The following is a 25,034-nucleotide window of genomic DNA, read 5'->3' on the forward strand; positions in this document are numbered from 1 at the left end:
CATGAACAAGGTTCTGGTAATGGGCGCGACAGGCGGGATTGGTGGCGAGGTGGCGCGGCAGTTGTTCGCTGCCGGCTGGCAGGTATGTGCCCTGACTAGAGATGTGGATAAGGCCCACAAACAGAACGCCGATTTCACCTGGATAAAAGGTGATGCGCTGAACCGTGGGGAAGTCGTCGCAGCGGCCCGGGGTTGTTCGGTGATCGTGCATGCGGTGAATCCGCCCGGTTACCAGCGCTGGGCGGAGCTGGTGCTGCCGATGATCGACAACAGCATCGCGGCGGCAGTCGCGGAAGGGGCGACGATTGTCTTGCCGGGCACGGTGTACAACTTCGGGCCTGATGCATTCGCGCGGTTGGAGGAAGATTCGCCGCAGCATCCACTTACCCGCAAGGGCGCGATCCGGGTGGAGATGGAGCAGCGTTTGCTTGAGGCGACCCAGCAGGGCGCACGGGCGCTGATCGTGCGGGCAGGCGATTTTTTCGGCGCCAAGGCCGGCAGCAGCTGGTTTTCCCAAGGCCTGGTCAAGCCCGCAAAACCGGTGGCCAGCGTGAGTTATCCGGGAGCACCAGGCGTGGGGCATCAGTGGGCTTACCTGCCTGATGTGGCGAGGACCATGGTCGAGTTGATTGCACGCCGCGACAGCCTTGATGCCTTCGCCCGCTTTCATATGGCGGGGCACATAGATGCGGACGGTCGGCAGATGAGCCAGTCGATTCAGCGGGTGGTGTCACGCAGGACCGGCCAACAGCCTTCTGTACGTGCTTTCCCGTGGTGGCTGCTGAAACTGGCCGCGCCCTTTGTCACCACCTTCCGCGAGATGCAGGAAATGCGTTACCTGTGGCAAACCGAGGTGCGGATGGACAACCGCCGCCTCGTACAGATATTGGGCAGTGAACCGCACACGCCTTTGGACGAGGCGGTTGAGGCGACATTGGTGGGTATCGGCTGCTTGCCTAAGCGCGCCTGATCAGCCGCACATACACCGCGATATTGATCAACAGCACCAGCGCGCCCAGCCCCAATTGAATCTGCGGCGTCAGCCCGGCCGGGTAGATCAGGGCCAGGATGTAATGCTCGATAAACCCGCCGCCATAACCGTCCTGCCCGGCCAGGTGGCGAAACAGGTTTTCCCAGCGTGTCAGCGGGCAGGGCAGGTGGAACACTTCCACCGCAACGCCCCAGGCAGCAGCGGGCAAGTGCAGCCACATCACGGGCCGCCATCTCAGGGCGAGCAAACCGCCAAACAGCACGAACAGAATGAACGACAAATGAAACAGCACCAGGCCGTCGGCGGCGAAGCGGTAGAGCATGATGGGGTTCGCTTTTTGAATGGATCAGGTCCCGAATTCTTCCTTCAGGAACTCGATAAACACCCGCAATTTCTTCGGCGTGTTCGTACGGTTGAAGTAATACAAATACAGCGCGCTGTGGGCAATCCAGTCGTCCAAAACCTCCACCAACTCACCGCGTTGCAGGTACTGCTCGACGCTGGAGCGCGCCACGTAGGCAAAGCCAAACCCGTCCAGCGCACCGCGCACCATCAATTCAACATCGTTGGTCGCCAGCCGGCCTTTTACCGTAACCCGCATCTGCTTGCCGGCTTTTTCAAAGTCCCAGCGGTGCAGCGAGCCGGTCTGCGCACTGCGGTAGTTGACGCACTCATGCTCGAGCAAGTCGTGGGGATGAGTGGGCAGTTTGCGCCCCTGCAAATACTGCGGCGTGGCGACGATGACGAATCGCAACTGCGTCGCCACCGGCACCACCACCATGTCTTCGGCCAGCACATGGTCGTAGCGGATGCCCGCGTCAAAACCCTGGGCGACGATGTCCACCAGGCTGTTGTCCACCGCCACTTCCAGATTGATGCCCGGGTATTTGCGCAGGAAGCGCTGGAGCAACGGTTGCAGGACCATTCGGCTGGCGGTGGAGGGAATGTTCAGGCGCAGGGTGCCGGCGGCGTCGACCGTCGCCGCTGCTACGCTGTGCAGGCTGGTTTGCAGTTCTTCCAGCAGCGGCGTGATCTTCTGGATCAACTGCTCGCCGGCCTCGGTCACGCTGACGCTGCGGGTGGTGCGGTTGAGCAGTTGCACACCCAACTGTTTCTCGAGGGCGCGCACGCGATGGCTGACGGTCGACACCGACAGGCTGCTGGCGTCGGCCGCCTGGGTGAAGCTTTTCGAGCGGGCGACCTGCAGGAACAGTCGCAACTGCTGAAAATCGGGCGTGTCCATTGTGTGGTATTTCCGAAAGGGCCTTGCAGATTATGCATCTTTTTAGCAAGAACAGCGGCGCGCATACTTTTCCTACACACACGAGGATTGGCCCTTTATGACGACTTCCACCGCAAAACCCGTCTGGTTCATCACTGGCTGCTCCACCGGTTTCGGCCGCCAGCTGGCGTTGCACACCCTGAGCCTCGGCTACCCGACCGTGGTCACCGCGCGTAATCCGCAGCAGGTGCAAGACATCGTTGCCGGTCACGAAGAAAACGCCCTGGTCCTGACGCTGGACGTTACCGACCAGGCCCAGGTCGAGGCGGCTGTCAAAGCGGCTGAAGAACGTTTCGGCCATATCGACGTACTGGTCAACAACGCCGGTGTCGGCTACTTCGGCTCCTTCGAAGAAAGCGACCTGGATGACGTGCGCAACATGTTCGAAATCAACGTGTGGGGCTTGAGCGCCATGACCCGCGCGGCCTTGCCCGGCATGCGCGCCCGGCGCTCGGGCAGCATCGTGAACATTTCCTCGGTGGGCGGTGTGGCGGCGTTCCCGTCGCTGAGTTTCTACAATGCGACCAAGTTTGCGGTGGAGGGCCTTTCCGAGGCGCTGTCCCAGGAAGTCGCGCCGTTGGGGATCAAGGTGTTGCTGGTCGAGCCGGGCCCGTTCCGCACCGACTGGGCCGGGCGTTCGGCCAACGAGGCGGCTCACGGGATTGCCGACTACAAGGAAACGGCGGTGGCACGGGCCAATATGGTTCGCAACTACAGCGGCAAGCAGCCGGGTGATCCGGTGCGCGCGGCGATTGCCATCGTCAAGGCGGTGGAGGCTGAGCAACCGCCATTGCGCCTGTTGCTGGGCAAGGCTGCGTTGACCTTTGCGCGGACCAAGGTGAAGGCGCTGAGTGCGGATTTTGATGCGTGGGCTGAGATAACTGAGGGGGCGGATTTTCCCGAGTGAAGCACTGACTGGATTCGGCACAAGGCCGTAACGGTTGCTTGCAGGTAACGCTGGCCGTTATTGTGCTGAATCCTTTTAGTCCTTTTGCCCACGGATCTGTAGTGATGAATGCACCGCGTACCGCTGTCCCGATCAAGGCTGTCATTTTCGATATGGACGGGTTGTTGCTGGACACAGAAGGCATCTACACCGAAGTCACACAGATCATCGCCGAACGCTATGGCCGTACCTATGACTGGGGGATCAAGCAGCACATCATTGGTCGCGGCGCCCAGGACCTGGCGGATTACGTGGTCAAGGCGCTGGACCTGCCGATTACCCCCGCAGAATTCCTGGTGATCCGCGAGCCGCTGATGAGCGAGCGTTTCCCCAAGGCCTTGGGCATGCCGGGCGCTGAGGCGCTGGTGCGGCACTTGAAGGCGCATAACATTCCGATTGCCGTGGGCACCAGTTCGTCGCGCAACTCGTTTGGCCACAAGACTACGTTGCATCGTGAGTGGTTTGGGTTGTTCGACACCATCGTCACGGCGGATGACCCGGAAGTCGGGGCGGCCAAGCCGGCGCCGGATATCTTCCTGACGGCGGCGCGCCGCTTGGGTGTGGCACCAGAGGATTGCCTGGTGTTTGAGGATTCGCCGTTTGGCGTGACAGCGGCGAAGGCTGCGCACATGACCGCGATTGCGGTGCCGGATGAGGCGATGGCGGACAGCAAGTATCACCATGCCGACCAGATTATTCGCAAGTTGGCTGACTTTGATTTGGCGGCGTATGGCTTGCCGCCGATGCGTTGATCCCTCTGAAGCGACTGGATTAAAAATGTGGGAGCGGGCTTGCTCGCGAATACGGTGTGTCAGCCGATACATGTGCTGACTGATCCACCGTATTCGCGAGCAAGCCCGCTCCCACATTTAGTCCTGCGGTGCCTTGGGCAAGGTCTTCTGCCGCAAAATATAAACCGTCACCAACACCGCACTGGTCAGCATGAACCCTCGCGCCCAGATCAGCGGCACCAGGTAGCAGGAAAAACCGATACTCACCCACATCAACCCAATGGCATACACCTTGCCCTTGAGCGGAATCCCGTTGCCATCCAGATAGTCACGAATCCACGGCCCCAGGCGCGGGTGTTCCACCAGCCAGTGGTAGAAGCGCGGGGAGCTACGGGCAAAGCAGGCGGCAGCCAGCAGAAGGAAGGGGGTAGTGGGCAGCACCGGCAGGAAGATGCCGATTACCCCGAGCGCCACGCTCAACCAGCCGATGGCCAGCAAAGCGTAACGCAGGATCACGGAACGGTTGCCCATGGGCGCCACGGGCAACGGTCTTAGTGGTGGCGAGGCTTGAGGATCGCCGGCTTTTCGTCAGGTGCGTTGCACAGCAGGTACAGGGCGGTCAGCGCTTCCGGGATCTGAACGATCATGTCGTCCATCAGGTTGGCGTCGGCGGCGATGTCGGAGAACTCAGGTTGCTCGTCGAACAGGCCGGAACCGACCATGATCGGCAGCAGCATTTCGCTGACTTCTTCTTCAGCCGTTTCGAACCAGGCCTCTTCACGCAGGAACACGCCTTCCATGAAACCGATGCACCAGCCGCGCAGTTCGGAGTCGTCCGGGTCTTCGCCCAGGTCCAGGTCGCAAGGCAGTTCGAACTCTTCATCGGAAGCCAGTTGGCGGCCAATGTGAGCCTTGAGGGCCAGCAGGGTCGATTCGATTTCTTCGCGCTGGGCGGCATCACTGTAGTGAGGCTCTTCGGAGAACAGCGCGTCGATCCATTCACGGTCGGGAACGACATCGGAGCAGATCGACAGCGCGGTCAGATAGCCGTGGGCGGCCACGTAGTCCAGCGCCTCGTCGTGCAGCTCATCGGCATCGAGGAAGGCTTGCAGGCGGGTTAGTTGCTCAGCGAAGGACATTGACGGACTACCTTGGGAATAAACGATGGGCAATTCTAGGCTTTCTTGAGCTGCCAGGCCAGCCGCAGCACAGATTTGAGAGGTATTTGAGCCCGGCGGCAATTCACCAACGGCACCCTTTGCCGGGTAACGCTCGGGTATACTGCCGCGTTTTGTGATGCCCCTGCAGGCCAAGCGCCAGTCGCGGGAAAAGTTCGCTTACGGATTATTTCCCGCTCAAGCGTGCTTTTTCGACCAGCCTGTACAGAGGGATTTCGGCGATATTTGGAGTTTTTCATGCTCGAGCAGGCTCAACGCGTCCTCAAGGACATCTTCGGCTACGACAGTTTTCGTGGCCGCCAGGGTGCGATCATTGAGCGCGTGGCCAACGGCGGTGACGCCCTGGTGCTGATGCCTACCGGCGGCGGCAAGTCGCTGTGCTTCCAGGTACCGGCACTCCTGCGGGAAGGGCTTGCGGTGGTGGTGTCGCCGTTGATCGCCCTGATGGACGACCAGGTGGCCACCCTTGAAGAGCTCGGCGTGGCGGCCGCTTCGCTGAACTCCACCCTCAGCGCCGAACAGCAGCGTGACCTCGCCGCCCGGATCAAGCGCGGCGAAGTGAAGATGCTTTACCTCGCCCCCGAGCGCCTGGTGCAGCCACGGATGCTGGCGTTCCTGCAGAGCCTGGAAATCGCCCTGTTCGCTATCGACGAAGCCCACTGTGTGTCCCAATGGGGCCACGATTTCCGTCGTGAATACCTGCAACTGGGCCAACTGGCGGAACTGTTCCCCAACGTCCCGCGCATCGCCCTGACCGCCACCGCCGACAAGCGGACCCGCGAAGAAATCGTCGAGCGCCTGCACCTGCAGAACGCCGAGCGCTTCCTCTCGAGCTTCGACCGGCCGAATATCTTTTACCGCATTGTGCCCAAGGAACAGCCGCGCAAGCAGTTGCTGGCGTTCCTCTCCGATCGGCGCAGCGACGCCGGCATTGTCTATTGCCTGTCGCGCAAGAAGGTCGATGAGGTCGCCGCATTCCTCAGTGAACAAGGCTACCCGGCACTGCCGTATCACGCGGGTTTGCCCAACGAACTGCGGGCCTACCACCAGAAGCGCTTCCTCAACGAGGAAGGCCTGATCATGGTCGCCACCATCGCGTTCGGCATGGGCATCGACAAATCCAACGTGCGCTTCGTGGCCCACATGGATTTGCCCAAATCCCTTGAGGCGTACTACCAGGAAACCGGGCGTGCCGGCCGTGACGGCCTGCCGGCGGATGCCTGGATGGTCTACGGCCTGCAAGACGTGGTGATGCTCAAGCAGATGCTGCAGAACTCCGAAGGCGACGAGCGCCACAAGCGCCTGGAACAGCACAAGCTCGACGCGATGCTGTCGCTGTGTGAAGAAACCCGCTGCCGTCGCCAGACCTTGCTCGCCTACTTCGACGAAGACATGCCCAAGCCCTGCGGCCACTGCGACAACTGCGTGGACGGCGTGCAGACCTGGGACGCCACCGAGCCGGCGCGCCAGGCGTTGTCGGCGATCTACCGCACCGGCCAGCGCTATGGCGTCGGCCACCTGGTGGACGTGTTGCTGGGTAAGGACAATGAAAAGATTCGCAGCTTCGGCCACGAAAAACTCTCGGTCTACGGTGTGGGCAAGGCTCGCGCCGAAGGTGAGTGGCGCTCGCTGTTCCGGCAGATGGTCGCCCGTGGCCTGGTGGACATCGACCTGGAAGGCTACGGCGGCCTGCGTCTGAACGACAGTTGCCGGCCGCTGCTCAAGGGCGAAGTCAGCCTGGAGCTGCGCCGCGACCTCAAGCCGCAAACCACCGCCAAGAGCAGCACCAGCCAGGCCAGCCAACTGGTGCGTTTCGAAGAGCGCGAACAGTGGGAAGCCCTGCGCGCGCTGCGTAAGAAGTTGGCGCAGGAACACAGCGTGCCGCCTTACGTCATCTTCCCGGACTCCACCTTGCTGGAAATGCTCCGCGACCATCCCACTACCCTCGGCGAGATGGCCAGGGTCAGCGGCGTCGGTGCGCGCAAGCTGGAGCGTTATGGCCAGGCCTTCCTCGAAGTGCTCGGCGGCCAGGTCGAGGCGCCGAAAGAGGTCGCCGACATCCGCCACGAGTTGATCAGCCTCGCCCGTGCCGGCATGACCCCGATCCAGATTGCCGGGCAGCTGCAGTGCTCGGAAAAGAACGTCTACACCTTGCTCGCCGAGTCCATTGGCAAGCAGCAGTTGTCGTTGGAGCAGGCCCTTGATCTGCCGGAAGATTTGCTCGGTGAAATCCAGGATGCATTCCTGGATGGAGAAGGCGAATTGCCACCCGTTTCCGAGATTGCGCCGCTGTTTACCGGCCGCGTTCCCGAGGGCGTTTTGTACTGCGTAAGGGCCGCTTTGCAGTCGGAATTCGAGATTTGATGTGCCAATTACGACAATGTAACGAATCAGTACATACCGGGTCTTGCCTACTGGCATGGGTCATGCTTAGCTGACTAATAATTAGCCACACTTTATTTTCAGTCTAATCCATGAGTTTTTTATGCCGTTAACCGATCAACACCGTTTTGGCATGCAGTTGGCGCATATGTCCCGAGGATGGCGTGCCGAGCTGGATCGCCGCTTGGCAGGTTTGGGACTGTCCCAGGCACGCTGGCTGGTGCTGCTGCACCTGGCCCGTTTTACCGAACCGCCTACCCAGCGTGAGCTGGCGCAGAGTGTCGGGGTAGAGGGGCCCACCTTGGCCCGTTTGCTCGACAGCCTGGAAAGCCAGGGCCTGGTGCAACGCCAGGCCGTGGTGGAAGACCGCCGCGCCAAGCGCATTGTGCTGTGCGACACCGCGAAGCCGTTGATCGAGCAGATCGAGACCATCGCCACGGCCTTGCGCCATGAACTGTTTGTGGGGGTTGATGAAGAGGATCTGCGGGTGTGCATGCGGGTGCATGAACACATCCTCGGAAATCTCGAGAAGTCCTGATCCCAAGTACACAGAAGATCAAAAATGTGGGAGCGGGCTTGCTCGCGAAGGCGGAGTGTCAGTGAATACATGTGCTGACTGACACACCGCCTTCGCGAGTAAGCCCGCTCCCACATGGGTTTTGCGGCGTAGTTAGAAGGTTTGCCCCAGGTTCAGGTACACCGCCTGCTGACTGTCATCGTTAAACCCATAACTGAAATTCAACGGCCCCAGCGGCGTATCAAACCCCAGGAAAATACTGGCGGCGTTGATGTACCCGCTGTCGTATTCATTGTCGTTGTTCCAAGCCCGCCCGCGCTCCAGTGACGCGCCCAGGTACAACGGGAAGTCCAGCGGCAAATAGGATCGCGGTGTCAGTCGGCGATAGTAGACCGCACGCATCAGGCTGATGTTCTGCCCGGCAATCGCATCCTCGCGAAAGCCCGACAACTGCCGCGCGCCCCCCAGCAGGAAGCTGGAAATCACCACGTCCGACTTATCCAGGGTGCGCCCATAACGCCCGCCGAGGATCAGCGTGTCCGGCCCGCTGCTCATGGCCTTGTCCAGCTTGAACTCCCACTGGCGATAGCGCTGGTCCGAACCCAGCCCCGGTTCGAACTCCCGGAAGGCCAGGCCGATGTCTTCGCCGGTATGGGGGAAGTACACGTTGTCGAACGAATCGAAGGAGTACTTCAGCTCATAGAAGCCTTCGCTGAAGTTGATGCTCGGCGAATCCCGGTCACCAATGCGCACATCCGCCTTGCCCCAGGCCTCGCCGACGCCGAAACGAATCTCGCCGCTGTTGCCGATCTGCCGGCCCACGTTCAGGCCGAAACCGTAGCGTTCCAGGCGGTATTCGGAGATCGGGTTATTGTCTTCAATCAGTTCGACGTTCTGCGCCTGGGCACTGATATAGGGCGCGACGAAGTAGCGTGAACCGGTGTCCATCGGCTGATAGAACTCGCTGTACAGCTCCTGCTTGTCACCGATCTGCACCCGCGTCAGCCATTCGGCGCCGAGGCGGTTGATGCCGTTCATGCGGTAGCTGGCGCCGAGGTTGAAGGCGCTGTCGCCGCGCATGTCATCCGACAGGTTCAGGCCCAGGCGCAGGTAGTCGGTGCCGCTGCGTTTGCCCCGGGCGCTGATGACCAGGGTGTTGTCCTTGCCCTTTTTCACCACGCGGTATTGCACCTGTTCGAAGTAATCCAGGCCGTACAGAGTGCCCATGTCGGTTTGCAGGCGGGCCAGGTCCAGGGGCTCGCCGAGGTTCTGGCGGATGTAGTAGCGGATCACCTCGTCGCCCACCTTGGAGTCGTTCTCTACCTTGATTGCGGTGATCACCGGGTTGCGCTCGCCGGGCGTTCGCGCGGCCACCAGCGACGGGTCCACCGGTTCGGCCGGGCGCAGGTGCGCCAGGCGCACGTCGAGTGCGCGGGTGGCGCGGTAGCCCGCGTCGATCATGTCCTTGGCGCGCCCGAAATCCGTCACCCCGTAGGCGGCCAGGGGGGGCTGGATCAGCACGTCGCGGGGCGCCAGGGCCTTGAGTTGTTCTTCGGAATTGCGCCGGGTCATCAGGGTGATGGACTGGTTGAGCACGTCCACCACGGTGTTGAGTTGCTTGCGTGAGCGCAGCGGGGTGCCGATGTCGACGACGATGGCGATGTCGACCCCCATTTCCCGCGCCACATCCAGCGGGATGTTATCGGTCATGCCGCCATCCACCAGCAGCCGGCCATCCAGCTCCACCGGGGCAAACACCGCCGGGATCGACATGCTGGCGCGGATCACCTGGGGCAGGTGGCCTTTGCGGAACACCACTTTTTCACCACTGGTGATGTCGGTGGCCACAGCGCGGAAGGGGATCGGCAGCTTGTCGAAATCCCGCACGTTACTGGTGTGGGCGAACATGCTTTCCAGCAGCAAGGCCAGGTTCTGACCCTGGATCACCCCCAGTGGCAGGCCGAGGCTGCCGTCGTCGCGGAAGCTGAGTTTCTGTTTGACCAGGAAATCGCGGTCATCCTGCTTGCGCCGGAATGGCACGTCTTCCCGCGGTGGCGCGTCAGACAGGGCAAGCTTCCAGTCGATGTTCAGCGCGAGTTTTTCCAGCTCGTCGATCTTGTAGCCCGAGGCGTACAGCCCGCCGATCACCGCACCCATGCTGGTGCCGGCAATCGCATCGATGTGGATGCCCTGTTCTTCCAGGGCCTTGAGCACGCCAATGTGCGCCAGGCCACGGGCGGCACCGCCGGAGAGCACCAGGCCGATCTTCGGGCGCGGGTTTTCGACGGCTTGGACGAGGACAGGGAACAGGCACAGCAACAGGCAGGACAACAGGCGGCGCATCATCAATCTCAAGGCAGGACGATAAAGGCCGGTATTATAGCCACTCGATCCTTTCAACCCGCCAAGCAGGAGCCAGTCAATTCATGTCAGCGGCCAAGCCCGAGATTGTCATCACCTATTGCACCCAGTGTCAGTGGCTGCTGCGCGCCGCCTGGCTGGCCCAGGAATTGCTGAGCACGTTCGCCGATGACCTCGGCAAAGTGGCCCTGGAGCCGGCCACCGGCGGTGCGTTTCGGATTACCTGCGACGGTGTGCAGATCTGGGAACGCAAGGCCGACGGTGGCTTCCCGGAAGCCAAGGTGCTCAAGCAAAGAGTGCGTGACCAGATCGACCCGCAACGGGACCTGGGGCATAACGACCGTACTCAATGAACCTCGGCCGTGGTGGCCGGCTGCTTGGCCGGTTTGGCGCCGCCCATCAGCCCGGACACCACGATGGCCACGATGATCAGCGCGCCGCCCATCAGCATGCGCAGGGTCGGCGTTTCAGCAAACAGCAGCCAGGCCGCGGTGATGCCGTACACCGGCTCCATGGCAAACACCACCGCCGCCGTGCGCGCCTTGAGCACCGCGAGGCTGGCGACAAACAGGCTATGGGCCAGGCCGGTGCAGAACACCCCGAGCAGACCGATCCACAGCCAGTCCAGTGGCCGCACTTCGGCCAGCCCGGGCGCGGCGACGGGCAACAGGCACAGCGCTACCACCACGTTCTGGCACAAGGCGGCCTGTACCGGCGGGATGCGCCCACTGGCGCGGTTGTTCAGCGACAGCAGCGAGAACAACAACCCGGAGCCGACCGCCCACAACAAGCCGCTGGTGGCCTGGCTGGCGAGATTGAAATCCGGCGTGACCAGCACCAGGCCGATGCTCACCAGCACCACCAGCAGGATCTCGTTGGCGCGAATCCGCTCGCGGAAAATCAAGCCTTCGAGAATCACCGTGAACGCCGGGAAGGTGGCGAAGCCCAGGGTGGCGATGGCCACACCGGCGACCTTTACCGCAATAAAGAAACTTACCCAATGCCCGGCCAGCAGCAGGCCGCTGACCAGCAGGCGGCGCCAGTCGCGGGCTTGCAGCTTCTGCCAGGGCGTGTTGCTGGCAAAGCGCGCAAAGATTGCCAGGGCAATGACCGCGAACGCGGCGCGGCCGAACACGATAATCGCCGGCGAAGCGGCCGCCAGTTTGCCGAACACACCAGTGAGGCCAAACATCAATGCGCCGATATGCAGGGCGCCGAGGGCTGTGCGGGGAGTCATTGCGATCCTTAAACGACGGGTTTACAGGATCGCAGTCTAGAGGGTTGCAGGCATTCGCGTCTGTCGTTGGGCTCGCGGCTTTTGTCGCAGGACTCTTGCTTGGTGAAGATCCCTGTGGGAGCTGGCTTGCCTGCGATGCAGACAACTCGGTCGTTCAGATAGCGCGCGGTGATGCTATCGCAGGCAAGCCAGCTCCCACACCGGGCGGTGCTCGTCTGAAGGCTCGGGGCGAGAGGCCAAACTCGCGCAACATCGCCGCAGCAAATGCACTTTGCGAACCATAGCCCACCCGCGCGGCAATCTCGCCGATCGGCAGCTGGCTGTCGCGCAACAGGCCGCGGGCCATCTGCAAGCGCCGGGTGCGTATGTAGTCCATCGGCGTCTGCCCGCTTTCCGCGATAAACCGTGCATGCAGGCGGGCGACGGACAGGTCGGCGAGCTTCGCCAGGTCCGCCACTTGCAGTGGGTGCGCGGCGTGCCGCTGGATATGCGCATCGAACGCGGCATAGGGCAGGCGCTTGCCCACCGGCGGCTGCGCAAGGTTGAGGCTGGCCAGCAGCAACACGGCGCCTTGCTGGGCGATCAGCGGATCGTCCACCGGGCTGCTTGCCAACCACTGCACCAGTTGGCTTTGGCGATTGTCGAGGGTCAGGTGTGCGCACCGGTCGAGCAAGCGGCGGCTGGCGTCGGCATGCTCGCCCAGGGACTGGGCCAGCCAGTGCTCATCGGGCACGTCCAGCACCAGGCAGCGGCTGCCATCGCGACTGCGGCACGCGTGATGGGCGGAGTAGGGCAGCACCATCACACTGCTGTGCTGCACCTGGCCGCCCCGGCCATCCACCTCGAAGTCCAGGTGCCCGGACAGGCCAAACACCAGCTGTGCATGGTCGTGGCTATGGGCGATAGGCGCATCGGGGTAGTGGCGTAGCGTGAGGTTGGGTCTCATCGCAGTCTCCTGGGCAGGCCCGCAGTTTACATCGCTTCGCCGCCTGTGGGCGCTGTCATCAGACTGACGCAACACTGTCATGGGCTATTAATCCCATGGGCGCAAGCTCGCGAAAACACCGTGAGGCATGCCCATGACCAGCGCCGAACTCGCCAAACCCAGCCGCAAGCAACGCGTGCGTACCCTGTGGATTTCCGACGTGCATTTGGGCACTCGGGATTGCCAGGCCGAACACCTCTCGCATTTCCTCAAGGGCTACCACGCCGACAAGGTCTACCTGGTGGGCGACATCATCGACGGCTGGAAGCTGCGCAGTGGTATGTATTGGCCCCAGGCCCACACCAACGTGATCCGCCGCCTGCTGACCATGAGCAAGCGCGGCACCGAGGTGATCTACGTCACCGGCAACCACGATGAATTCCTGCGGCGTTATTCGAAGCTGATCCTTGGCAATATCCAGTTGGTGGACGAAGCGGTGCACGTGACTGCCGATGGCCGGCATTTGCTGGTGATCCATGGCGACCAGTTCGACGTGATCACTCGGTATCACCGCTGGCTGGCGTTCCTCGGCGATTCGGCCTACGAATTCACCCTCACGCTCAACCGCTGGCTGAACCACTGGCGGGCGCGCTATGGCTACGGCTATTGGTCGTTGTCGGCGTACCTCAAGCACAAGGTCAAGACGGCGGTGAGCTTTATCAGTGATTTTGAAGAAGCGATCGCCCACGAAGTGACCAAGCGCGAGCTGCATGGCGTGGTGTGCGGGCACATTCACCATGCGGAGATTCGCAAGGTGGGCGAGGTGGACTACCTCAATTGCGGGGATTGGGTGGAGTCGTGCACGGCGCTGATCGAGCACTGGGACGGGCATATCGAGCTGTATCGATTGGCGGATGCCCAGGCGAAAGAGGCGCAACTAAAGGCCGAAATGGTCGCGGGCTAAGCCTCAAACCCACAGACTCACAGACTCACTCAGTCTAAATGTGGGAGCGGGCTTGCTCGCGAATGCGGAGTGTCAGTCACCAGATAATTCGACTGACCCACCGCCTTCGCGAGCAAGCCCGCTCCCACATTTGGAGCCGGTTTCTTCAGTCAGGTGTGGGAAACATCTGCGATCGCTTCGGCCAACAGCGTCAACCGCGTCGCATCAATCCCCGCCACGTTCGCACGCCCGGAATTGACCATATACACGCTGTGCTTGTCCCGCAGTTGCTTCACCTGATCCGCACTCAACCCGGTATAGGAAAACATCCCGCGTTGCGCCACGATGTGCGCAAACCGCTCCGACAACCCATGGGGCGCCAACGCCTCCACCAGCCCGGAACGCAGCTGCGCAATCCGCGCCCGCATCGCTTCCACTTCCTCGGCCCACTGCTTTTTCAGCCCGGCGTCACCGAGAATCGTCGCCACCACAGCAGCACCATGGTCCGGCGGCGTCGACCACAAGTTACGCGCAATGAACGCCAGCTGGCTGCGCACATCCGTCAGTTTCTCGGCGTCCGCCGCGCACACAATCAACGCGCCGACACGGTCGCTGTACAAGCCGAAGTTCTTCGAGCAGGAACTGGTGATCAGTACTTCAGGCAGCTCAGCCGCGAACAGCCGCACCGCCCATGCATCCTGTTCCAGGCCATCGCCAAACCCCTGATACGCAAAGTCGATCAGCGGCAGCAACTGACGTTCCTGGACGATCTTCAGCACCTGGCGCCAGTCATCGTGGGACAGGTCGAAACCGGTCGGGTTGTGGCAGCAGGCGTGCAGCAGCACCACATCGCCCTCAGGCACCGTCGACAGGGTGGCCAGCATTGCCGCTACGTCCAGACGATTGTCGCTGCCCACGTACGGGTAATGGCTGACCTTGAGCCCGGCCTTGGCGAAGATGGTTTCGTGGATCGGCCAGGTCGGGTTGCTCAGCCATACGCCACGGCCGGGCAGGCTGTGGGCGATAAAGTCGGCGCTCAGGCGCAGCGCGCCGGTGCCGCCAGGCGTCTGGGTGGCGCCGGCGCGGCGTTCACTCAGCAGCGGCGAACCAGCGCCCAGCACCAACTCACTGATCAGCGTGCCGAACGCGGCATTGCCATGGCCGCCGATGTAGGTCTTGGTGGTTTGTTGTTCCACCAGGCGCTGCTCGGCCAGTTTTACCGAATGGGGGATCGGCGTCAGGCCCTGGTCGTCCTTGTACACGCCCACGCCGAGGTCGAACTTGTTCGGGTTTGGATCCTGGGCGTACAACTCCATCAGCCCGAGGATCGGGTCCCCGGGTACCCGGCCAATTGCGTCGAAATGCATTACTTGCGGCCCTCGGCATCCTTGGCCACTTCGTCGGTGCGCGCGGCCATGATGAAGTCGTTGCGGTGCAGGCCCTTGATGGAGTGGCTCCACCAGGTCACGGTGACTTTGCCCCATTCGGTGAGCAGGCCCGGGTGATGGCCTTCAGCTTCGGAGATCGCGCCCACGGCGTTGGTGAAGGCCAGGGCGAATTTGAAATTCTTGAACAGGAAGACCTTTTCCAGCTGCATCACGCCATCGCGTACTTCGATGTTCCAGTCGGGGATCTGCTTGATCAGCACCGGCAACTCTTCGTCGCTGACTTGCGGGGCGTCGGCGCGGCAGGCTTCGCAGTGGGCTTGGTTCAACGTGGTCATGTGGGTATTCCTGAAATCGAGTATTTGGAAACGGTCGTCAGTAGCGTCACCCTAAAGCAACGCGGGGCCAGGGAACAGACTCACCTGGCCCTAAAAGCCGCAGTTCAAGCCGCTTTTGGCTTGGGCGGGAACTTCGGTGCGTGCAGCCCCAGCTGCATCCCGCGTTCGACCATGCCCATGATGTCTTCCTGCGCCACTTCGAACAGGCGCTTGAGGTTGGGCAGGGCGAAGTACAGCGGTTGCAGGATGTCGATACGGTACGGCGTGCGCATCGCTTCCAGCGGGTCGAAGGCTTGGTGCTCGGGTTCGTCCGAGAGGCAGTACACGGTCTCCTTGGGCGAAGACAGGATGCCGCCACCGTAGATGCGCCGGCCTTCGGGCGTGTCCACCAGGCCGAACTCGATGGTCATCCAGTACAGGCGCGCCAGGTACACGCGCTGTTCCTTGGTGGCGGCCAGGCCGAGCTTGCCGTAGGTGTGGGTGAATTCCGCGAACCAGGGGTTGGTCAGCAGTGGGCAATGGCCGAAGATCTCGTGAAAAATGTCCGGTTCCTGCAGGTAATCCAGCTCTTCACGGGTACGAATAAACGTCGCCACCGGAAACTGCTTGTTGGCGAGCAATTCGAAAAAAGTCTGGAAGGGAATCAGCGCCGGCACCCGGGCGACTTGCCAGCCCGTGGTCTCGGCCAGCACTTTGTTGACTTCCGCCAGCTGTGGAATGCGGTCGTGGGGCAGGCCGAGCTTGTCGATGCCGTCCAGGTATTCCTGGCACGCGCGGCCCTCGATCACTTTCAGTTGGCGCGTGATCAGGGTGTTCCACACCGCGTGTTCTTCGGGCGGGTAGTCGATAAAACCGTTCGCGTCGGGCTCGCGGGCCACGTACTGCGTCTGCTTCATACTGCTCTCCTGCTAGGCATTCGTTCTTGTTATGTCCTGGGATGAGCCTATTGATACGCCGCCTGGGCCAGGAAGCCATCCTCCTGCGCCATGCTTTTGTAGGAAAAATTACTGAGATTCGTAAAGTTTTCGTTACGGATGAAGCGATTCGTTCTCCATGTGGCGTATTTTGGGTGTGAATCGCCTCGCAGCTGTCACATAATCTTGACGATTATCTGCGGCCAGCGGCAAAAAGACGCAGCGACTCCACCTCTTCGGGCCTTCTCATGCGTATCAAAGTGCATTGCCAGAACCGCATCGGCATCCTGCGGGACATCCTCAACCTGCTGGTGGAGTACGGCGTGAACGTTGCCAAGGGCGAGGTCGGTGGCGAGCACGGCAACGCCATCTACCTCTATTGCCCGAACCTGGTGAACCTGCAGTTCCAGGCATTGCGCCCGCAGTTCGAGGCGATTGCCGGGGTATTTGGCGTCAAGCGGGTAGGGCTGATGCCCAGCGAGCGTCGGCATATGGAGCTCAACGCGCTGCTGGGGGCGCTGGAGTTTCCGGTGCTGTCCATCGACATGGGCGGCTCCATCGTCGCGGCCAACCGCGCGGCGGCGCAGTTGCTCGGAGTACGGGTGGATGAGGTGCCGGGCATTCCGTTGTCGCGCTACGCCGAAGATTTCGATTTGCCGGAACTGGTACGGGCCAGCAAATCGCGAATCAACGGCCTGCGGGTCAAGGTCAAGGGCGATGTATTCCTGGCCGATATTGCGCCGCTGCAATCCTCCGAGCATGACGACAGCGAAGCCATGGCCGGCGCCGTACTGACCCTGCACCGCGCCGACCGGGTGGGTGAGCGTATCTACAATGTGCGCAAGCAGGAACTGCGCGGCTTCGACAGCATTTTCCAAAGCTCCAGGGTCATGGCCGCCGTGGTGCGTGAGGCTCGGCGCATGGCGCCGTTGGATGCGCCTCTATTAATAGAAGGCGAAACCGGCACCGGCAAAGAGTTGCTGGCCCGCGCTTGTCACCTGGCCAGCCCACGCGGCCAGTCGCCGTTGATGGCGCTCAACTGCGCCGGTTTGCCCGAGTCCATGGCCGAGACCGAGTTGTTCGGCTATGGTCCCGGCGCCTTTGAAGGGGCGAGGGCGGAGGGCAAGTTGGGACTGCTGGAGCTGACGGCGGGCGGTACGTTGTTTCTCGACGGCGTCGGCGAAATGAGCGCGCGGTTGCAGGTGAAGTTGCTGCGCTTTCTGCAGGACGGCTGCTTTCGCCGTGTAGGCAGTGATGAAGAGGTGTACCTGGATGTGCGGGTGATCTGCGCGACCCAGGTGGACCTTTCCGAACTGTGCGCCCGGGGCGAATTCCGCCAGGACCTTTACCATCGTCTCAATGTGCTCTCGCTGCATATCCCGCCGCTACGCGAGTGCCTCGACGGTTTGCCGCCGCTGGTGGAGCACTTCCTGGATCAGGCCAGCCGGCAGATCGGCTGCCCGCTGCCCAAGCTCGCACCGGCGGCGATGGAACGCCTCAGCCATTACCACTGGCCGGGGAATGTGCGGCAGTTGGAGAACGTGCTGTTCCAGGCGGTTTCGCTGTGTGAGGGCGGCACCGTCAAGGCCGAGCACATTCGCCTGCCGGACTATGGCGTGCGCCAGCCGCTGGGGGATTTTTCCCTGGAAGGCGGGTTGGAGGAGATCGTCGGGCGCTTTGAAAAGGCCGTGCTGGCGCAGTTGTATGCCGAACATCCCAGCAGCCGTCTGTTGGGCAAGCGGCTGGGCGTGTCCCACACCACTATTGCCAACAAGTTGCGCGACTACGAAGTCGTCAAAGCCGAACGCGGTTAAACCTGTGGGAGCGGGCTTGCTCGCGAATGCGGTAGGTCAGTCGATACATAGGGTGACTGTCACACCGCATTCGCGAGCAAGCCCGCTCCCACATGGGTTCTTTGTCGGTCTTGATACCTGCACTTGCCGTTAGCGGCATAAGTCCGCCGTTTTTTCGACTCTCTTCCTGCTGCCCTAAGCTGCTACCTGCCGGCAAACCCCCGCCCCGCCTGGACTTTCCCTCATTTCAAAAAGTTGGTTCGCAAATTGCTTAAGCCTCATCAGTACAGCGGTGGGCGGCAAGCGTCCGTCAGAAAGAGGAAAGAGCGTGGATAAGTACCTTTACGTGGCAATGACCGGCGCCAGCCAGAATGCACTGGCGCAGAAGGCCCACGCCAACAACTTGGCGAACGTTTCCACCAATGGTTTCCAGCGTGACCTGGAACAGGCGCGCTCGATGCCGGTGTTCGGTGACAGCTTTCCGGCGCGGGCCTTTGCCTTGACCGAGCGCCCAGGCACGGACTTTTCCCCTGGCGCGATGATTGAAACCGGCCGTGACCTCGATGTGGCCGTCAGCGGTGACGGCTGGATGGCCGTGCAAAACCCGGATGGCGGCGAGTCCTACGTGCGCAGCGCCAGCATGAACGTCGATGCGCTGGGTGTGCTGCGGGCCGGCAACGGTATGCCGATCATGGGCAACGGCGGCCCGATTGCCGTGCCGCCCCAGCAGCAGATCGAAGTCGGCCAGGACGGCACCATCAGCATCCGCGCCATGGGCGAAGGCCCGCGGGTGATGGCTGAAGTGGACCGGATCAAGCTGGTGCAGCCCGACCTCAAGAACATGACCAAGGGCCTCGACGGCACCATCCACACCAAGGATGGCCAGCCGGCCCAGGCCGATGCCAACGTCAAGCTGACGTCGGGCTTCCTGCAGGCGAGCAACGTGAACGCCGTCGAAGAAATGACGGCAGTCCTGGCCCTGTCCAAGCAGTTCGAATTGCACATCAAGATGATGAACAGCGCCAAAGAAGACGACCAGGCCATGACCCGCGTCCTGGCGATGAGCTGATAGCAGCCACACACTAATTTTTGTAGCGCGGCGCCATAAAACAGGCGCACGAAGGAGAAGAACATGCTTCCGGCTCTATACGTTGCCAAGACAGGCCTGTCCGCCCAGGACACCAACCTGACCACCATTTCCAACAACCTGGCCAACGTGTCGACCACGGGTTTCAAACGTGACCGCGCCGAGTTCCAGGACTTGCTCTATCAGATCAAGAAGCAGCCTGGCGCCCAGTCGACCCAGGACAGCGAATTGCCGTCGGGCCTGCAACTGGGTACCGGTGTGGCAATCGTTGGCACCCAGAAGAACTTCAGCGCCGGTAACCTGCAGCAGACCGGCCAGCCACTCGACCTGGCAGTCAACGGCAAGGGTTTCTTCCAGATCCTGCAGCCGGACGGCACCACCACCTACACCCGTGACGGTACGTTCCACCTGGACTCCAACGGCCAGGTCGTGACCGCCAATGGCTTCGCGCTGGAGCCGGCGATTGTCGTGCCGAACAACGCCCAGACTTTCACCGTCGGCAACGACGGCACCGTGTCGATCACCGTGGCCGGCAACCCGGCGTCCCAGGTGATCGGCAACCTGCAAACCGCCGACTTCATCAACCCGGCCGGCCTGCAGGCGATCGGTAACAACCTGTTCCTGGAAACCGCGTCCAGCGGCGCGCCGCAAATCGGCACCCCGGGCCTCAACGGTTTTGGTACCACCCTGCAAAGCACCCTGGAAACGTCCAACGTCAGCACCGTTGAAGAGATGGTCAACATGATCACCACTCAGCGCGCCTACGAGATGAACTCCAAGGTGATTTCCACTGCCGACCAGATGCTTTCGTTCGTAACGCAGAATCTGTAATCAAGTCTATGGGGCGCCCTTGAAGGCGCCTGCAACACCGTGAGGTATGGGTCATGAATCGCTATGTTTCTGTTCTGGCATTGAGTGGGATTGCTGTGCTCGCGGGCTGTGTCGCCCCGACGCCTAAGCCCAATGACCCGTACTATGCGCCGGTGTTGCCGCGCACGCCGTTGCCGGCGGCCGCCAACAATGGCTCGATCTACCAGGCCGGGTTCGAACAGAACCTGTACAGCGACCGCAAGGCCTTCCGGGTCGGTGACATCATCACCATCACGCTGAACGAGAAGACCCAGGCGAGCAAGAACGCCAACTCGCAGATCGGCAAGACCAGCAAGACCAGCATCGGCCTGACTTCGTTGTTTGGCGGTGTACCGAACACCAACAACCCGCTGGGCAGCGGTGACCTGAGCCTGGACGCCGGCTACAGCGGCGACCGCGCCACCAACGGCAAGAGCGCGGCAGGGCAGGGCAACAGCCTGACCGGCTCGATCACCGTGACCGTGGCCGACGTGCTGCCCAACGGCATCATTGCCGTACGCGGCGAGAAGTGGATGACCCTCAACACCGGTGACGAACTGGTGCGCATTGCGGGCATGGTTCGCGCCGACGATATCTCCACCGACAACACCGTGCCGTCGACACGGATTGCCGATGCACGCATCACCTACTCGGGTACGGGTTCGTTTGCTGACGCCAGTCAGCCGGGCTGGTTTGACCGTTTCTTCCTTAGCCCGCTGTTCCCTTTCTAGGTGATCACTTTGAACTTCAAACAGCTGATGGCTGCGATGTTGCTGCTGGCCCTGAGCGCAGGCGCCCAGGCCGAGCGCTTGAAAGACATCGCGAGCATTTCCGGCGTGCGGTCCAACCAGTTGATCGGCTACGGCCTGGTGGTGGGGCTTAACGGTACGGGTGACCAGACCACCCAGACCCCGTTCACCCTGCAGACCTTCAACAACATGCTCTCGCAGTTCGGCATCAAGGTACCGCCGGGCTCGGGCAACGTGCAGTTGAAGAACGTCGCGGCGGTGTCCATCAGTGCTGACTTGCCGCCGTTCGCCAAGCCGGGGCAGGTGGTCGACATCACCGTCTCGTCCATGGGTAACTCGAAAAGCCTGCGCGGCGGCACCTTGCTGATGACGCCGCTAAAAGGTATCGACGGCAACGTCTACGCGATTGCCCAAGGCAACCTGGTGGTGGGCGGCTTTGACGCCGAAGGCCGTGACGGTTCGAAGATCACCGTCAACGTGCCGTCGGCCGGGCGGATTCCCGGTGGTGCCTCGGTGGAGCGCACCGTGCCCAGCGGCTTCAACCAGGGCAACAGCCTGACCCTGAACCTCAACCGCTCTGACTTCACCACCGCCAAGCGCGTGGTCGACAAGATCAATGAGCTGCTCGGCCCGGGCGTGGCCCAGGCCATCGATGGCGGCTCGGTTCGTGTGACGGCACCGCTGGACCCAAGCCAGCGTGTGGACTACCTGTCTCTGCTGGAAAACCTTGAGGTTGACCCGGGCCAGGCGGTGGCGAAAGTCATCATCAACTCGCGGACCGGCACCATCGTGATCGGCCAGAACGTCAAGGTTTCGCCAGCGGCCGTGACCCACGGCAGCCTGACCGTGACCATCACCGAAGACCCGATCGTCAGCCAGCCTGGCCCGTTGTCCAACGGCCAGACTGCCGTGGTACCCCGTTCGCGGGTAAATGCCCAGCAAGAAGCCAAGCCGATGTTCAAGTTCGGCCCCGGCACCACCCTGGACGAGATTGTCCGTGCGGTGAACCAAGTGGGCGCAGCGCCCGGCGACTTGATGGCGATCCTTGAAGCATTGAAACAGGCCGGCGCCTTGCAAGCCGACCTGATCGTGATCTGACGCCATGGCCATGGACATGCGCAAGAGCGGCCTGACCAGTACGGCGGATTCGGGTTCCTATTCCGACCTCAACCGGCTTAACCAGTTGAAGGTCGGCGACAAGAACAGCGACGGCAACATGCGCAAGGTCGCGCAGGAATTCGAGTCGCTGTTTCTCGGCGAGATGCTCAAGTCCATGCGTTCGGCCACCGAAGCCCTGGGCAAGGACAACCCGCTGAATACCCCGGCGGCCAAGCAGTACCAGGAAATGTACGACCAGCAGTTGGCGGTTTCCCTGTCTCGCGAGGGCGGTGGTATCGGCCTGGCGGACGTGCTGCTGCGCCAGATGCAGAAGAACAAACCGGTGGACGCCCAGGCGGCCACCTTGCAAGGCCCGGCTGCGCCCGCGAAGAAGGTGGATGTGCCGACTGAAATTGCCGCCGGTACCAAGGCCGATGGCCCGCTGGGCCGCAGCAATGGTCAGCGGCCATTGTGGGCGTACCGCGTGGCGGTGCCTGAAGGCACCAACTCCCACGCCAACGACATCGCGCTGATGAACCAGCGACGCATCTCGTTGCCGAGCAAGCTGACGGATCGCCTGCTGGCCGGCATCGTGCCGGGTGCCGAGGCTACCACTGCCGCCAAGGCCGCGCCGCTGCGCAACAGCGCTGCCGATGATGGCGTGGTCAACAGCACCGCCCGCAGCCTTGCCGCCATACCGCCTCGCGGGCAGATGCAGGTTTACGGCCGCGCCGTCGCCCAGCCACCGCTGGCACCGGCGAAGAAAGCCTTCAGCTCGCAGGATGAATTTGTCGCCACCATGTTGCCGATGGCCAAGCAGGCCGCCGCGCGGATTGGCGTCGACCCACGCTACCTGGTGGCCCAGGCCGCCCTGGAAACCGGTTGGGGTAAATCGGTGATGCGTGCCGAGGATGGCACCAGCAGCCACAACCTGTTCGGCATCAAGGCCGGCCAGAGTTGGCAGGGCGAACAGGCCCGGGCGATCACCAGCGAGTTTCGCAATGGCGCGATGGTCAAGGAGACGGCGCAGTTCCGTTCCTACAATTCCTACCAGGACAGCTTCCATGACCTGGTCACGTTGCTGCAAAGCAATGATCGCTATAAAGAAGTTGTGAAATCAGCCGACAACCCGGAACAGTTTGTGCGCGAGTTGCAAAAAGCCGGATATGCAACCGACCCGGATTACGCCAGCAAGATTTCGCAGATCGCAAAAACGATGAACAGCTACCAGAACTACGCTGCCGCGGGCGCTTCCACTCATTTATAAGGTCTGAATCATGAGTTTGCTCAATATCGGGATGTCGGGGCTCAATGCCGCCCAGGGATCGTTGTCGGTCTTAAGTAACAACATCGCCAACGTCAACACCCCGGGATACTCGCGTCAACAGAGCGCTCAGACCGCGAATGCGTCGAACGCCTACGGCGGCGTATTTATCGGCACCGGTACGACCCTGGCGGACGTGCGTCGGGTGTACAACCAGTTCCTCACCACGGCTTACCAGAACAGCACGGCACTCGACAGCGATGCCAACGCCTACCTGGACCAGGCCAGTGCCATCGACAAGACCTTGTCGGATTCCAACACCGGCATGTCTTCGGTGCTCAGTGCCTTTTTCGCGGCGGCGCAGACGGCTTCTGCCACCCCGGGCGACGTGTCCGCGCGCCAATTGCTGCTGACCAGCGCCCAGACCCTGAGCAACCGCTTCAACTCCATTTCCGGCCAGTTGAACCAGCAGAAACAAACGATCAACAGTCAGTTGAGCACCATGACGGATCAGGTCAACAAGCTGACGTCCTCGATCGCCTCGCTCAACAAGCAGATCGCCCAGGCCCAGGGGACTTCCAGCAGTGCGCCGGCCAACCTGCTGGACTCGCGTGACGAAGCGGTGCGCTCGCTCAACGAGCTGATCGGCGTTACGGCCACGGAAAAAAACGGACAGTTCAGTATTACGACCGGTACGGGGCAGTCGCTGGTGGAAGGCGGGATATCCAATAATATCTCTGCGGTACCGAGTAGCACCGACAATAGCCAGTACACCATCCAGCTCTCGATGGGCGACTCGTCCATTGACCTTGGTAATGTAGTCACCGGCGGCAGTATCGGTGGCTTGCTGCGCTATCGCAGTGACGTGCTGATGCCGGCCATCAATGATCTGGGGCGCATCGCGATTGCCACGGCAGACACGATCAACAATCAGTTGGGCCAGGGCCTGGACCTCAACGGCGAATTCGGTTCGTCGCTGTTCACCGATATCAACAGCGCGGCGGCGATTTCCCAGCGCAGCCAAGGGGCCGCCGGCAACAGCGCGGGGTCTGGCAACCTGAATGTCACGATCAAGGACAGCAGCCAGCTGACGACCTACGACTACAAAGTCACGTTTACCAGTGGTAACCAGTACAACGTCGTCCGCTCCGACGGCAAGGCCATGGGTTCGTTCGACACTACAACCACGCCGCCGCCGGTGATTGATGGCTTTACCCTGGCACTGGACGGCAAAGGGCCCATGGCTGCCGGTGACAGCTTCAAGGTCAGCCCCACGGCCAACGGGGCCACGGGCATCGGTGTCGACCTGAAGGACGTTAACAAGCTCGCCTTCGCGGGCCCCTTGGCGGGGAACGCAAGCAAGACCAACACCGGCACCGGTACGTTCACACCGCCTCAGCTGACTGTGCCGCTGGATATTCATGGCGGCGCTGATACCGCCCAGTTGCGCGCCGGCATCGAAAACTCCATGCCGGTAAAAATGCTCTTTGGCAAGCCGGCCGCCGACGGCACCCAGTCGTATACGGTGAGCGACGCGCAAGGCAATCCGATCGGCAGTGGCACCATCATCCCGGGCCAGGGCAACAAGATCAGCATCAACGTACCGATGCGCGATGCCTCCGGTGCGTTGATCCCGGGCAAAAGCTTCAACTTCGACACCACGGTCGGCGGCTCGCCTGCCAATGGTGACAGCACGACTTTCTCGTTCAACGCTTCGGGCACCTCCGACAACCGCAACGCCCAGCAATTGCTGGACTTGCAGACCAAGGCCACCGTGGGCGCCAGCGACGGCAGCCCGGGTGTGAGCCTGGTCAGCGCCAACGCCCGACTCGTGTCGCAGGTGGGCTCCAAAGCCAGCCAGGCCGCTACCGACTCCACCGCGACGGGTGCGCTGTTGGCAGCGAACAAGGCGGCCAGCAACTCGGTGTCCCAGGTCAACCTGGATGAAGAGGCGGGTGACATGATCAAGTTCCAGCAGTACTACACCGCGTCGTCGCAGATCATCAAGGCTGCGCAAGAAACTTTCAGCACACTGATTAATGCCCTTTAAAGGAGTCTGGGACG

General features: G+C 61.8%; 24 protein-coding genes. 14 read left to right on the plus strand and 10 right to left on the minus strand.

All coding sequences use genetic code 11. The features are described 5' to 3' along the window. Position 1: 1 nt before the first annotated feature. Positions 2 to 970: an SDR family oxidoreductase gene (locus tag HX818_RS04905; RefSeq protein WP_177019580.1), complete on the plus strand. Its 969-nt coding sequence runs from the start codon at positions 2 to 4 to the stop codon at positions 968 to 970. Here HX818_RS04905 and HX818_RS04910 read toward each other — a convergent pair. Continuing rightward, on the minus strand, positions 957 to 1,313 hold the full coding sequence (locus tag HX818_RS04910; protein WP_087692747.1) for a DUF2784 domain-containing protein: 357 nt from the start codon (positions 1,311 to 1,313) through the stop codon (positions 957 to 959). The two genes, HX818_RS04905 and HX818_RS04910, sit on opposite strands and share 14 nt — an antisense overlap. Positions 1,314 to 1,337: 24 nt before the next feature. Next, entirely contained in the window at positions 1,338 to 2,234 is an 897-nt protein-coding gene (locus HX818_RS04915) for a LysR family transcriptional regulator (RefSeq protein WP_004371170.1), read from the minus strand. Between the two features lie 97 nt (positions 2,235 to 2,331). On the opposite strand from HX818_RS04915, the gene HX818_RS04920 reads away from it, so the two are divergent. Together HX818_RS04920 and HX818_RS04925 are read left to right on the plus strand one after the other, a co-directional pair. After that, the gene (locus HX818_RS04920; protein WP_177019581.1) at positions 2,332 to 3,180 is read left to right on the plus strand and encodes an oxidoreductase; all 849 of its coding nucleotides are present in this window, start codon (positions 2,332 to 2,334) and stop codon (positions 3,178 to 3,180) included. A gap of 104 nt (positions 3,181 to 3,284) precedes the next feature. Then, a complete protein-coding gene (locus tag HX818_RS04925) occupies positions 3,285 to 3,971 on the plus strand; it encodes an HAD-IA family hydrolase (protein WP_004371166.1) in 687 nt (228 codons plus the stop codon). A 117-nt stretch (positions 3,972 to 4,088) separates the two neighbouring features. On the opposite strand, the gene HX818_RS04930 is transcribed toward HX818_RS04925, so the two are convergent. Both HX818_RS04930 and HX818_RS04935 read right to left on the minus strand, forming a co-directional pair. Further along, positions 4,089 to 4,481 carry a YbaN family protein gene (locus HX818_RS04930; RefSeq protein WP_177019582.1) on the minus strand — a complete coding sequence of 131 codons (393 nt, stop codon included), beginning with the start codon at positions 4,479 to 4,481 and terminating at the stop codon, positions 4,089 to 4,091. Positions 4,482 to 4,501: 20 nt separating this feature from the next. Next, the gene (locus HX818_RS04935; RefSeq protein ID WP_004371163.1) at positions 4,502 to 5,089 is read right to left on the minus strand and encodes a YecA family protein; all 588 of its coding nucleotides are present in this window, start codon (positions 5,087 to 5,089) and stop codon (positions 4,502 to 4,504) included. 276 nt (positions 5,090 to 5,365) lie between these two features. On the opposite strand from HX818_RS04935, the gene recQ reads away from it, so the two are divergent. Both recQ and HX818_RS04945 read left to right on the plus strand, forming a co-directional pair. Further along, a complete protein-coding gene (recQ, locus tag HX818_RS04940) occupies positions 5,366 to 7,492 on the plus strand; it encodes a DNA helicase RecQ (protein WP_004371161.1) in 2,127 nt (708 codons plus the stop codon). 121 nt (positions 7,493 to 7,613) lie between these two features. Further along, positions 7,614 to 8,048, plus strand: coding sequence for a MarR family transcriptional regulator (locus tag HX818_RS04945; protein WP_004371158.1), 435 nt, complete (start codon positions 7,614 to 7,616; stop codon positions 8,046 to 8,048). A 132-nt stretch (positions 8,049 to 8,180) separates the two neighbouring features. Here HX818_RS04945 and HX818_RS04950 read toward each other — a convergent pair whose 3' ends face one another. Then, on the minus strand, positions 8,181 to 10,370 hold the full coding sequence (locus tag HX818_RS04950) for a patatin-like phospholipase family protein (RefSeq protein WP_177019583.1): 2,190 nt from the start codon (positions 10,368 to 10,370) through the stop codon (positions 8,181 to 8,183). Between the two features lie 83 nt (positions 10,371 to 10,453). On the opposite strand from HX818_RS04950, the gene HX818_RS04955 reads away from it, so the two are divergent. Continuing rightward, on the plus strand, positions 10,454 to 10,741 hold the full coding sequence (locus HX818_RS04955) for a SelT/SelW/SelH family protein (protein ID WP_003214624.1): 288 nt from the start codon (positions 10,454 to 10,456) through the stop codon (positions 10,739 to 10,741). Here the strand turns inward: HX818_RS04955 and HX818_RS04960 are convergent. Together HX818_RS04960 and HX818_RS04965 are read right to left on the minus strand one after the other, a co-directional pair. Beyond that, positions 10,735 to 11,625: a DMT family transporter gene (locus HX818_RS04960; protein ID WP_003214622.1), complete on the minus strand. Its 891-nt coding sequence runs from the start codon at positions 11,623 to 11,625 to the stop codon at positions 10,735 to 10,737. The genes HX818_RS04955 and HX818_RS04960 overlap by 7 nt on opposite strands. 154 nt (positions 11,626 to 11,779) lie before the next feature. Next, the gene (locus HX818_RS04965) at positions 11,780 to 12,571 is read right to left on the minus strand and encodes an AraC family transcriptional regulator (protein WP_102606513.1); all 792 of its coding nucleotides are present in this window, start codon (positions 12,569 to 12,571) and stop codon (positions 11,780 to 11,782) included. 133 nt (positions 12,572 to 12,704) lie between these two features. Between HX818_RS04965 and HX818_RS04970 the strand changes: the two genes are divergently transcribed. Then, positions 12,705 to 13,514, plus strand: coding sequence for a UDP-2,3-diacylglucosamine diphosphatase (locus HX818_RS04970; protein WP_003214618.1), 810 nt, complete (start codon positions 12,705 to 12,707; stop codon positions 13,512 to 13,514). Positions 13,515 to 13,663: 149 nt separating this feature from the next. Here the strand turns inward: HX818_RS04970 and HX818_RS04975 are convergent, their stop codons facing one another. From HX818_RS04975 to phhA, 3 genes are all read right to left on the minus strand, one after another. Then, positions 13,664 to 14,860: an amino acid aminotransferase gene (locus HX818_RS04975; protein WP_177019584.1), complete on the minus strand. Its 1,197-nt coding sequence runs from the start codon at positions 14,858 to 14,860 to the stop codon at positions 13,664 to 13,666. Continuing rightward, entirely contained in the window at positions 14,860 to 15,216 is a 357-nt protein-coding gene (locus HX818_RS04980) for a 4a-hydroxytetrahydrobiopterin dehydratase (protein WP_010166022.1), read from the minus strand. Before HX818_RS04980 ends, HX818_RS04975 begins: the two co-directional genes overlap by 1 nt. Positions 15,217 to 15,320: 104 nt before the next feature. Then, positions 15,321 to 16,112, minus strand: coding sequence for a phenylalanine 4-monooxygenase (gene phhA / locus HX818_RS04985; protein ID WP_063028067.1), 792 nt, complete (start codon positions 16,110 to 16,112; stop codon positions 15,321 to 15,323). 266 nt (positions 16,113 to 16,378) lie between these two features. Here phhA and HX818_RS04990 point away from each other — a divergent pair, with 266 nt between their 5' ends. The 7 genes from HX818_RS04990 to flgK all read left to right on the plus strand — a co-directional run bounded on the left by HX818_RS04990 (position 16,379) and on the right by flgK (position 25,020). After that, complete coding sequence (locus HX818_RS04990; RefSeq protein WP_003214613.1) at positions 16,379 to 17,944, plus strand: sigma-54-dependent phenylalanine hydroxylase transcriptional regulator PhhR; 1,566 nt, start codon at positions 16,379 to 16,381, stop codon at positions 17,942 to 17,944. 307 nt (positions 17,945 to 18,251) lie between these two features. Beyond that, positions 18,252 to 18,992 carry a flagellar basal body rod protein FlgF gene (locus HX818_RS04995; protein WP_003214611.1) on the plus strand — a complete coding sequence of 247 codons (741 nt, stop codon included), beginning with the start codon at positions 18,252 to 18,254 and terminating at the stop codon, positions 18,990 to 18,992. A gap of 63 nt (positions 18,993 to 19,055) precedes the next feature. After that, positions 19,056 to 19,841, plus strand: coding sequence for a flagellar basal-body rod protein FlgG (flgG, locus tag HX818_RS05000; protein ID WP_003214609.1), 786 nt, complete (start codon positions 19,056 to 19,058; stop codon positions 19,839 to 19,841). A gap of 53 nt (positions 19,842 to 19,894) precedes the next feature. Continuing rightward, entirely contained in the window at positions 19,895 to 20,590 is a 696-nt protein-coding gene (gene flgH / locus HX818_RS05005) for a flagellar basal body L-ring protein FlgH (RefSeq protein WP_003214607.1), read from the plus strand. 27 nt (positions 20,591 to 20,617) lie between these two features. After that, positions 20,618 to 21,706 (plus strand): flagellar basal body P-ring protein FlgI, encoded by a 1,089-nt coding sequence (locus HX818_RS05010; RefSeq protein WP_032899355.1) that lies wholly within the window; start codon positions 20,618 to 20,620, stop codon positions 21,704 to 21,706. Positions 21,707 to 21,710: 4 nt separating this feature from the next. Beyond that, positions 21,711 to 22,973, plus strand: a complete 1,263-nt coding sequence (gene flgJ / locus HX818_RS05015; protein WP_177019585.1) for a flagellar assembly peptidoglycan hydrolase FlgJ — start codon at positions 21,711 to 21,713, stop codon at positions 22,971 to 22,973. A 10-nt stretch (positions 22,974 to 22,983) separates the two neighbouring features. Further along, positions 22,984 to 25,020, plus strand: coding sequence for a flagellar hook-associated protein FlgK (flgK, locus tag HX818_RS05020; protein WP_102604682.1), 2,037 nt, complete (start codon positions 22,984 to 22,986; stop codon positions 25,018 to 25,020). Positions 25,021 to 25,034 lie beyond the last annotated feature (14 nt).

This window comes from Pseudomonas sp. F9001, assembly GCF_013385435.1.
GTDB lineage: Bacteria > Pseudomonadota > Gammaproteobacteria > Pseudomonadales > Pseudomonadaceae > Aquipseudomonas.

Bases quoted from the DNA above. Each gene is read 5' to 3' on its own strand.
- HX818_RS04915 (WP_004371170.1), bottom strand. From the start codon at position 2,234: ATGGACACGCCCGATTTTCAGCAGTTGCGACTGTTCCTGCAGGTCGCC.
- HX818_RS04950 (WP_177019583.1), bottom strand. From the start codon at position 10,370: ATGCGCCGCCTGTTGTCCTGCCTGTTGCTGTGCCTGTTCCCTGTCCTC.
- HX818_RS04910 (WP_087692747.1), bottom strand. From the start codon at position 1,313: ATGCTCTACCGCTTCGCCGCCGACGGCCTGGTGCTGTTTCATTTGTCG.
- flgG (WP_003214609.1), top strand. From the start codon at position 19,056: ATGCTTCCGGCTCTATACGTTGCCAAGACAGGCCTGTCCGCCCAGGAC.
- flgJ (WP_177019585.1), top strand. From the start codon at position 21,711: ATGGCCATGGACATGCGCAAGAGCGGCCTGACCAGTACGGCGGATTCG.
- HX818_RS04930 (WP_177019582.1), bottom strand. From the start codon at position 4,481: ATGGGCAACCGTTCCGTGATCCTGCGTTACGCTTTGCTGGCCATCGGC.
- flgK (WP_102604682.1), top strand. From the start codon at position 22,984: ATGAGTTTGCTCAATATCGGGATGTCGGGGCTCAATGCCGCCCAGGGA.
- HX818_RS04920 (WP_177019581.1), top strand. From the start codon at position 2,332: ATGACGACTTCCACCGCAAAACCCGTCTGGTTCATCACTGGCTGCTCC.
- HX818_RS04990 (WP_003214613.1), top strand. From the start codon at position 16,379: ATGCGTATCAAAGTGCATTGCCAGAACCGCATCGGCATCCTGCGGGAC.
- HX818_RS04980 (WP_010166022.1), bottom strand. From the start codon at position 15,216: ATGACCACGTTGAACCAAGCCCACTGCGAAGCCTGCCGCGCCGACGCC.
- HX818_RS05010 (WP_032899355.1), top strand. From the start codon at position 20,618: ATGGCTGCGATGTTGCTGCTGGCCCTGAGCGCAGGCGCCCAGGCCGAG.
- HX818_RS04970 (WP_003214618.1), top strand. From the start codon at position 12,705: ATGACCAGCGCCGAACTCGCCAAACCCAGCCGCAAGCAACGCGTGCGT.
- recQ (WP_004371161.1), top strand. From the start codon at position 5,366: ATGCTCGAGCAGGCTCAACGCGTCCTCAAGGACATCTTCGGCTACGAC.
- HX818_RS04965 (WP_102606513.1), bottom strand. From the start codon at position 12,571: ATGAGACCCAACCTCACGCTACGCCACTACCCCGATGCGCCTATCGCC.
- HX818_RS04925 (WP_004371166.1), top strand. From the start codon at position 3,285: ATGAATGCACCGCGTACCGCTGTCCCGATCAAGGCTGTCATTTTCGAT.
- HX818_RS04905 (WP_177019580.1), top strand. From the start codon at position 2: ATGAACAAGGTTCTGGTAATGGGCGCGACAGGCGGGATTGGTGGCGAG.
- HX818_RS04945 (WP_004371158.1), top strand. From the start codon at position 7,614: ATGCCGTTAACCGATCAACACCGTTTTGGCATGCAGTTGGCGCATATG.
- phhA (WP_063028067.1), bottom strand. From the start codon at position 16,112: ATGAAGCAGACGCAGTACGTGGCCCGCGAGCCCGACGCGAACGGTTTT.
- HX818_RS04955 (WP_003214624.1), top strand. From the start codon at position 10,454: ATGTCAGCGGCCAAGCCCGAGATTGTCATCACCTATTGCACCCAGTGT.
- HX818_RS04960 (WP_003214622.1), bottom strand. From the start codon at position 11,625: ATGACTCCCCGCACAGCCCTCGGCGCCCTGCATATCGGCGCATTGATG.
- HX818_RS04975 (WP_177019584.1), bottom strand. From the start codon at position 14,860: ATGCATTTCGACGCAATTGGCCGGGTACCCGGGGACCCGATCCTCGGG.
- HX818_RS04935 (WP_004371163.1), bottom strand. From the start codon at position 5,089: ATGTCCTTCGCTGAGCAACTAACCCGCCTGCAAGCCTTCCTCGATGCC.
- flgH (WP_003214607.1), top strand. From the start codon at position 19,895: ATGAATCGCTATGTTTCTGTTCTGGCATTGAGTGGGATTGCTGTGCTC.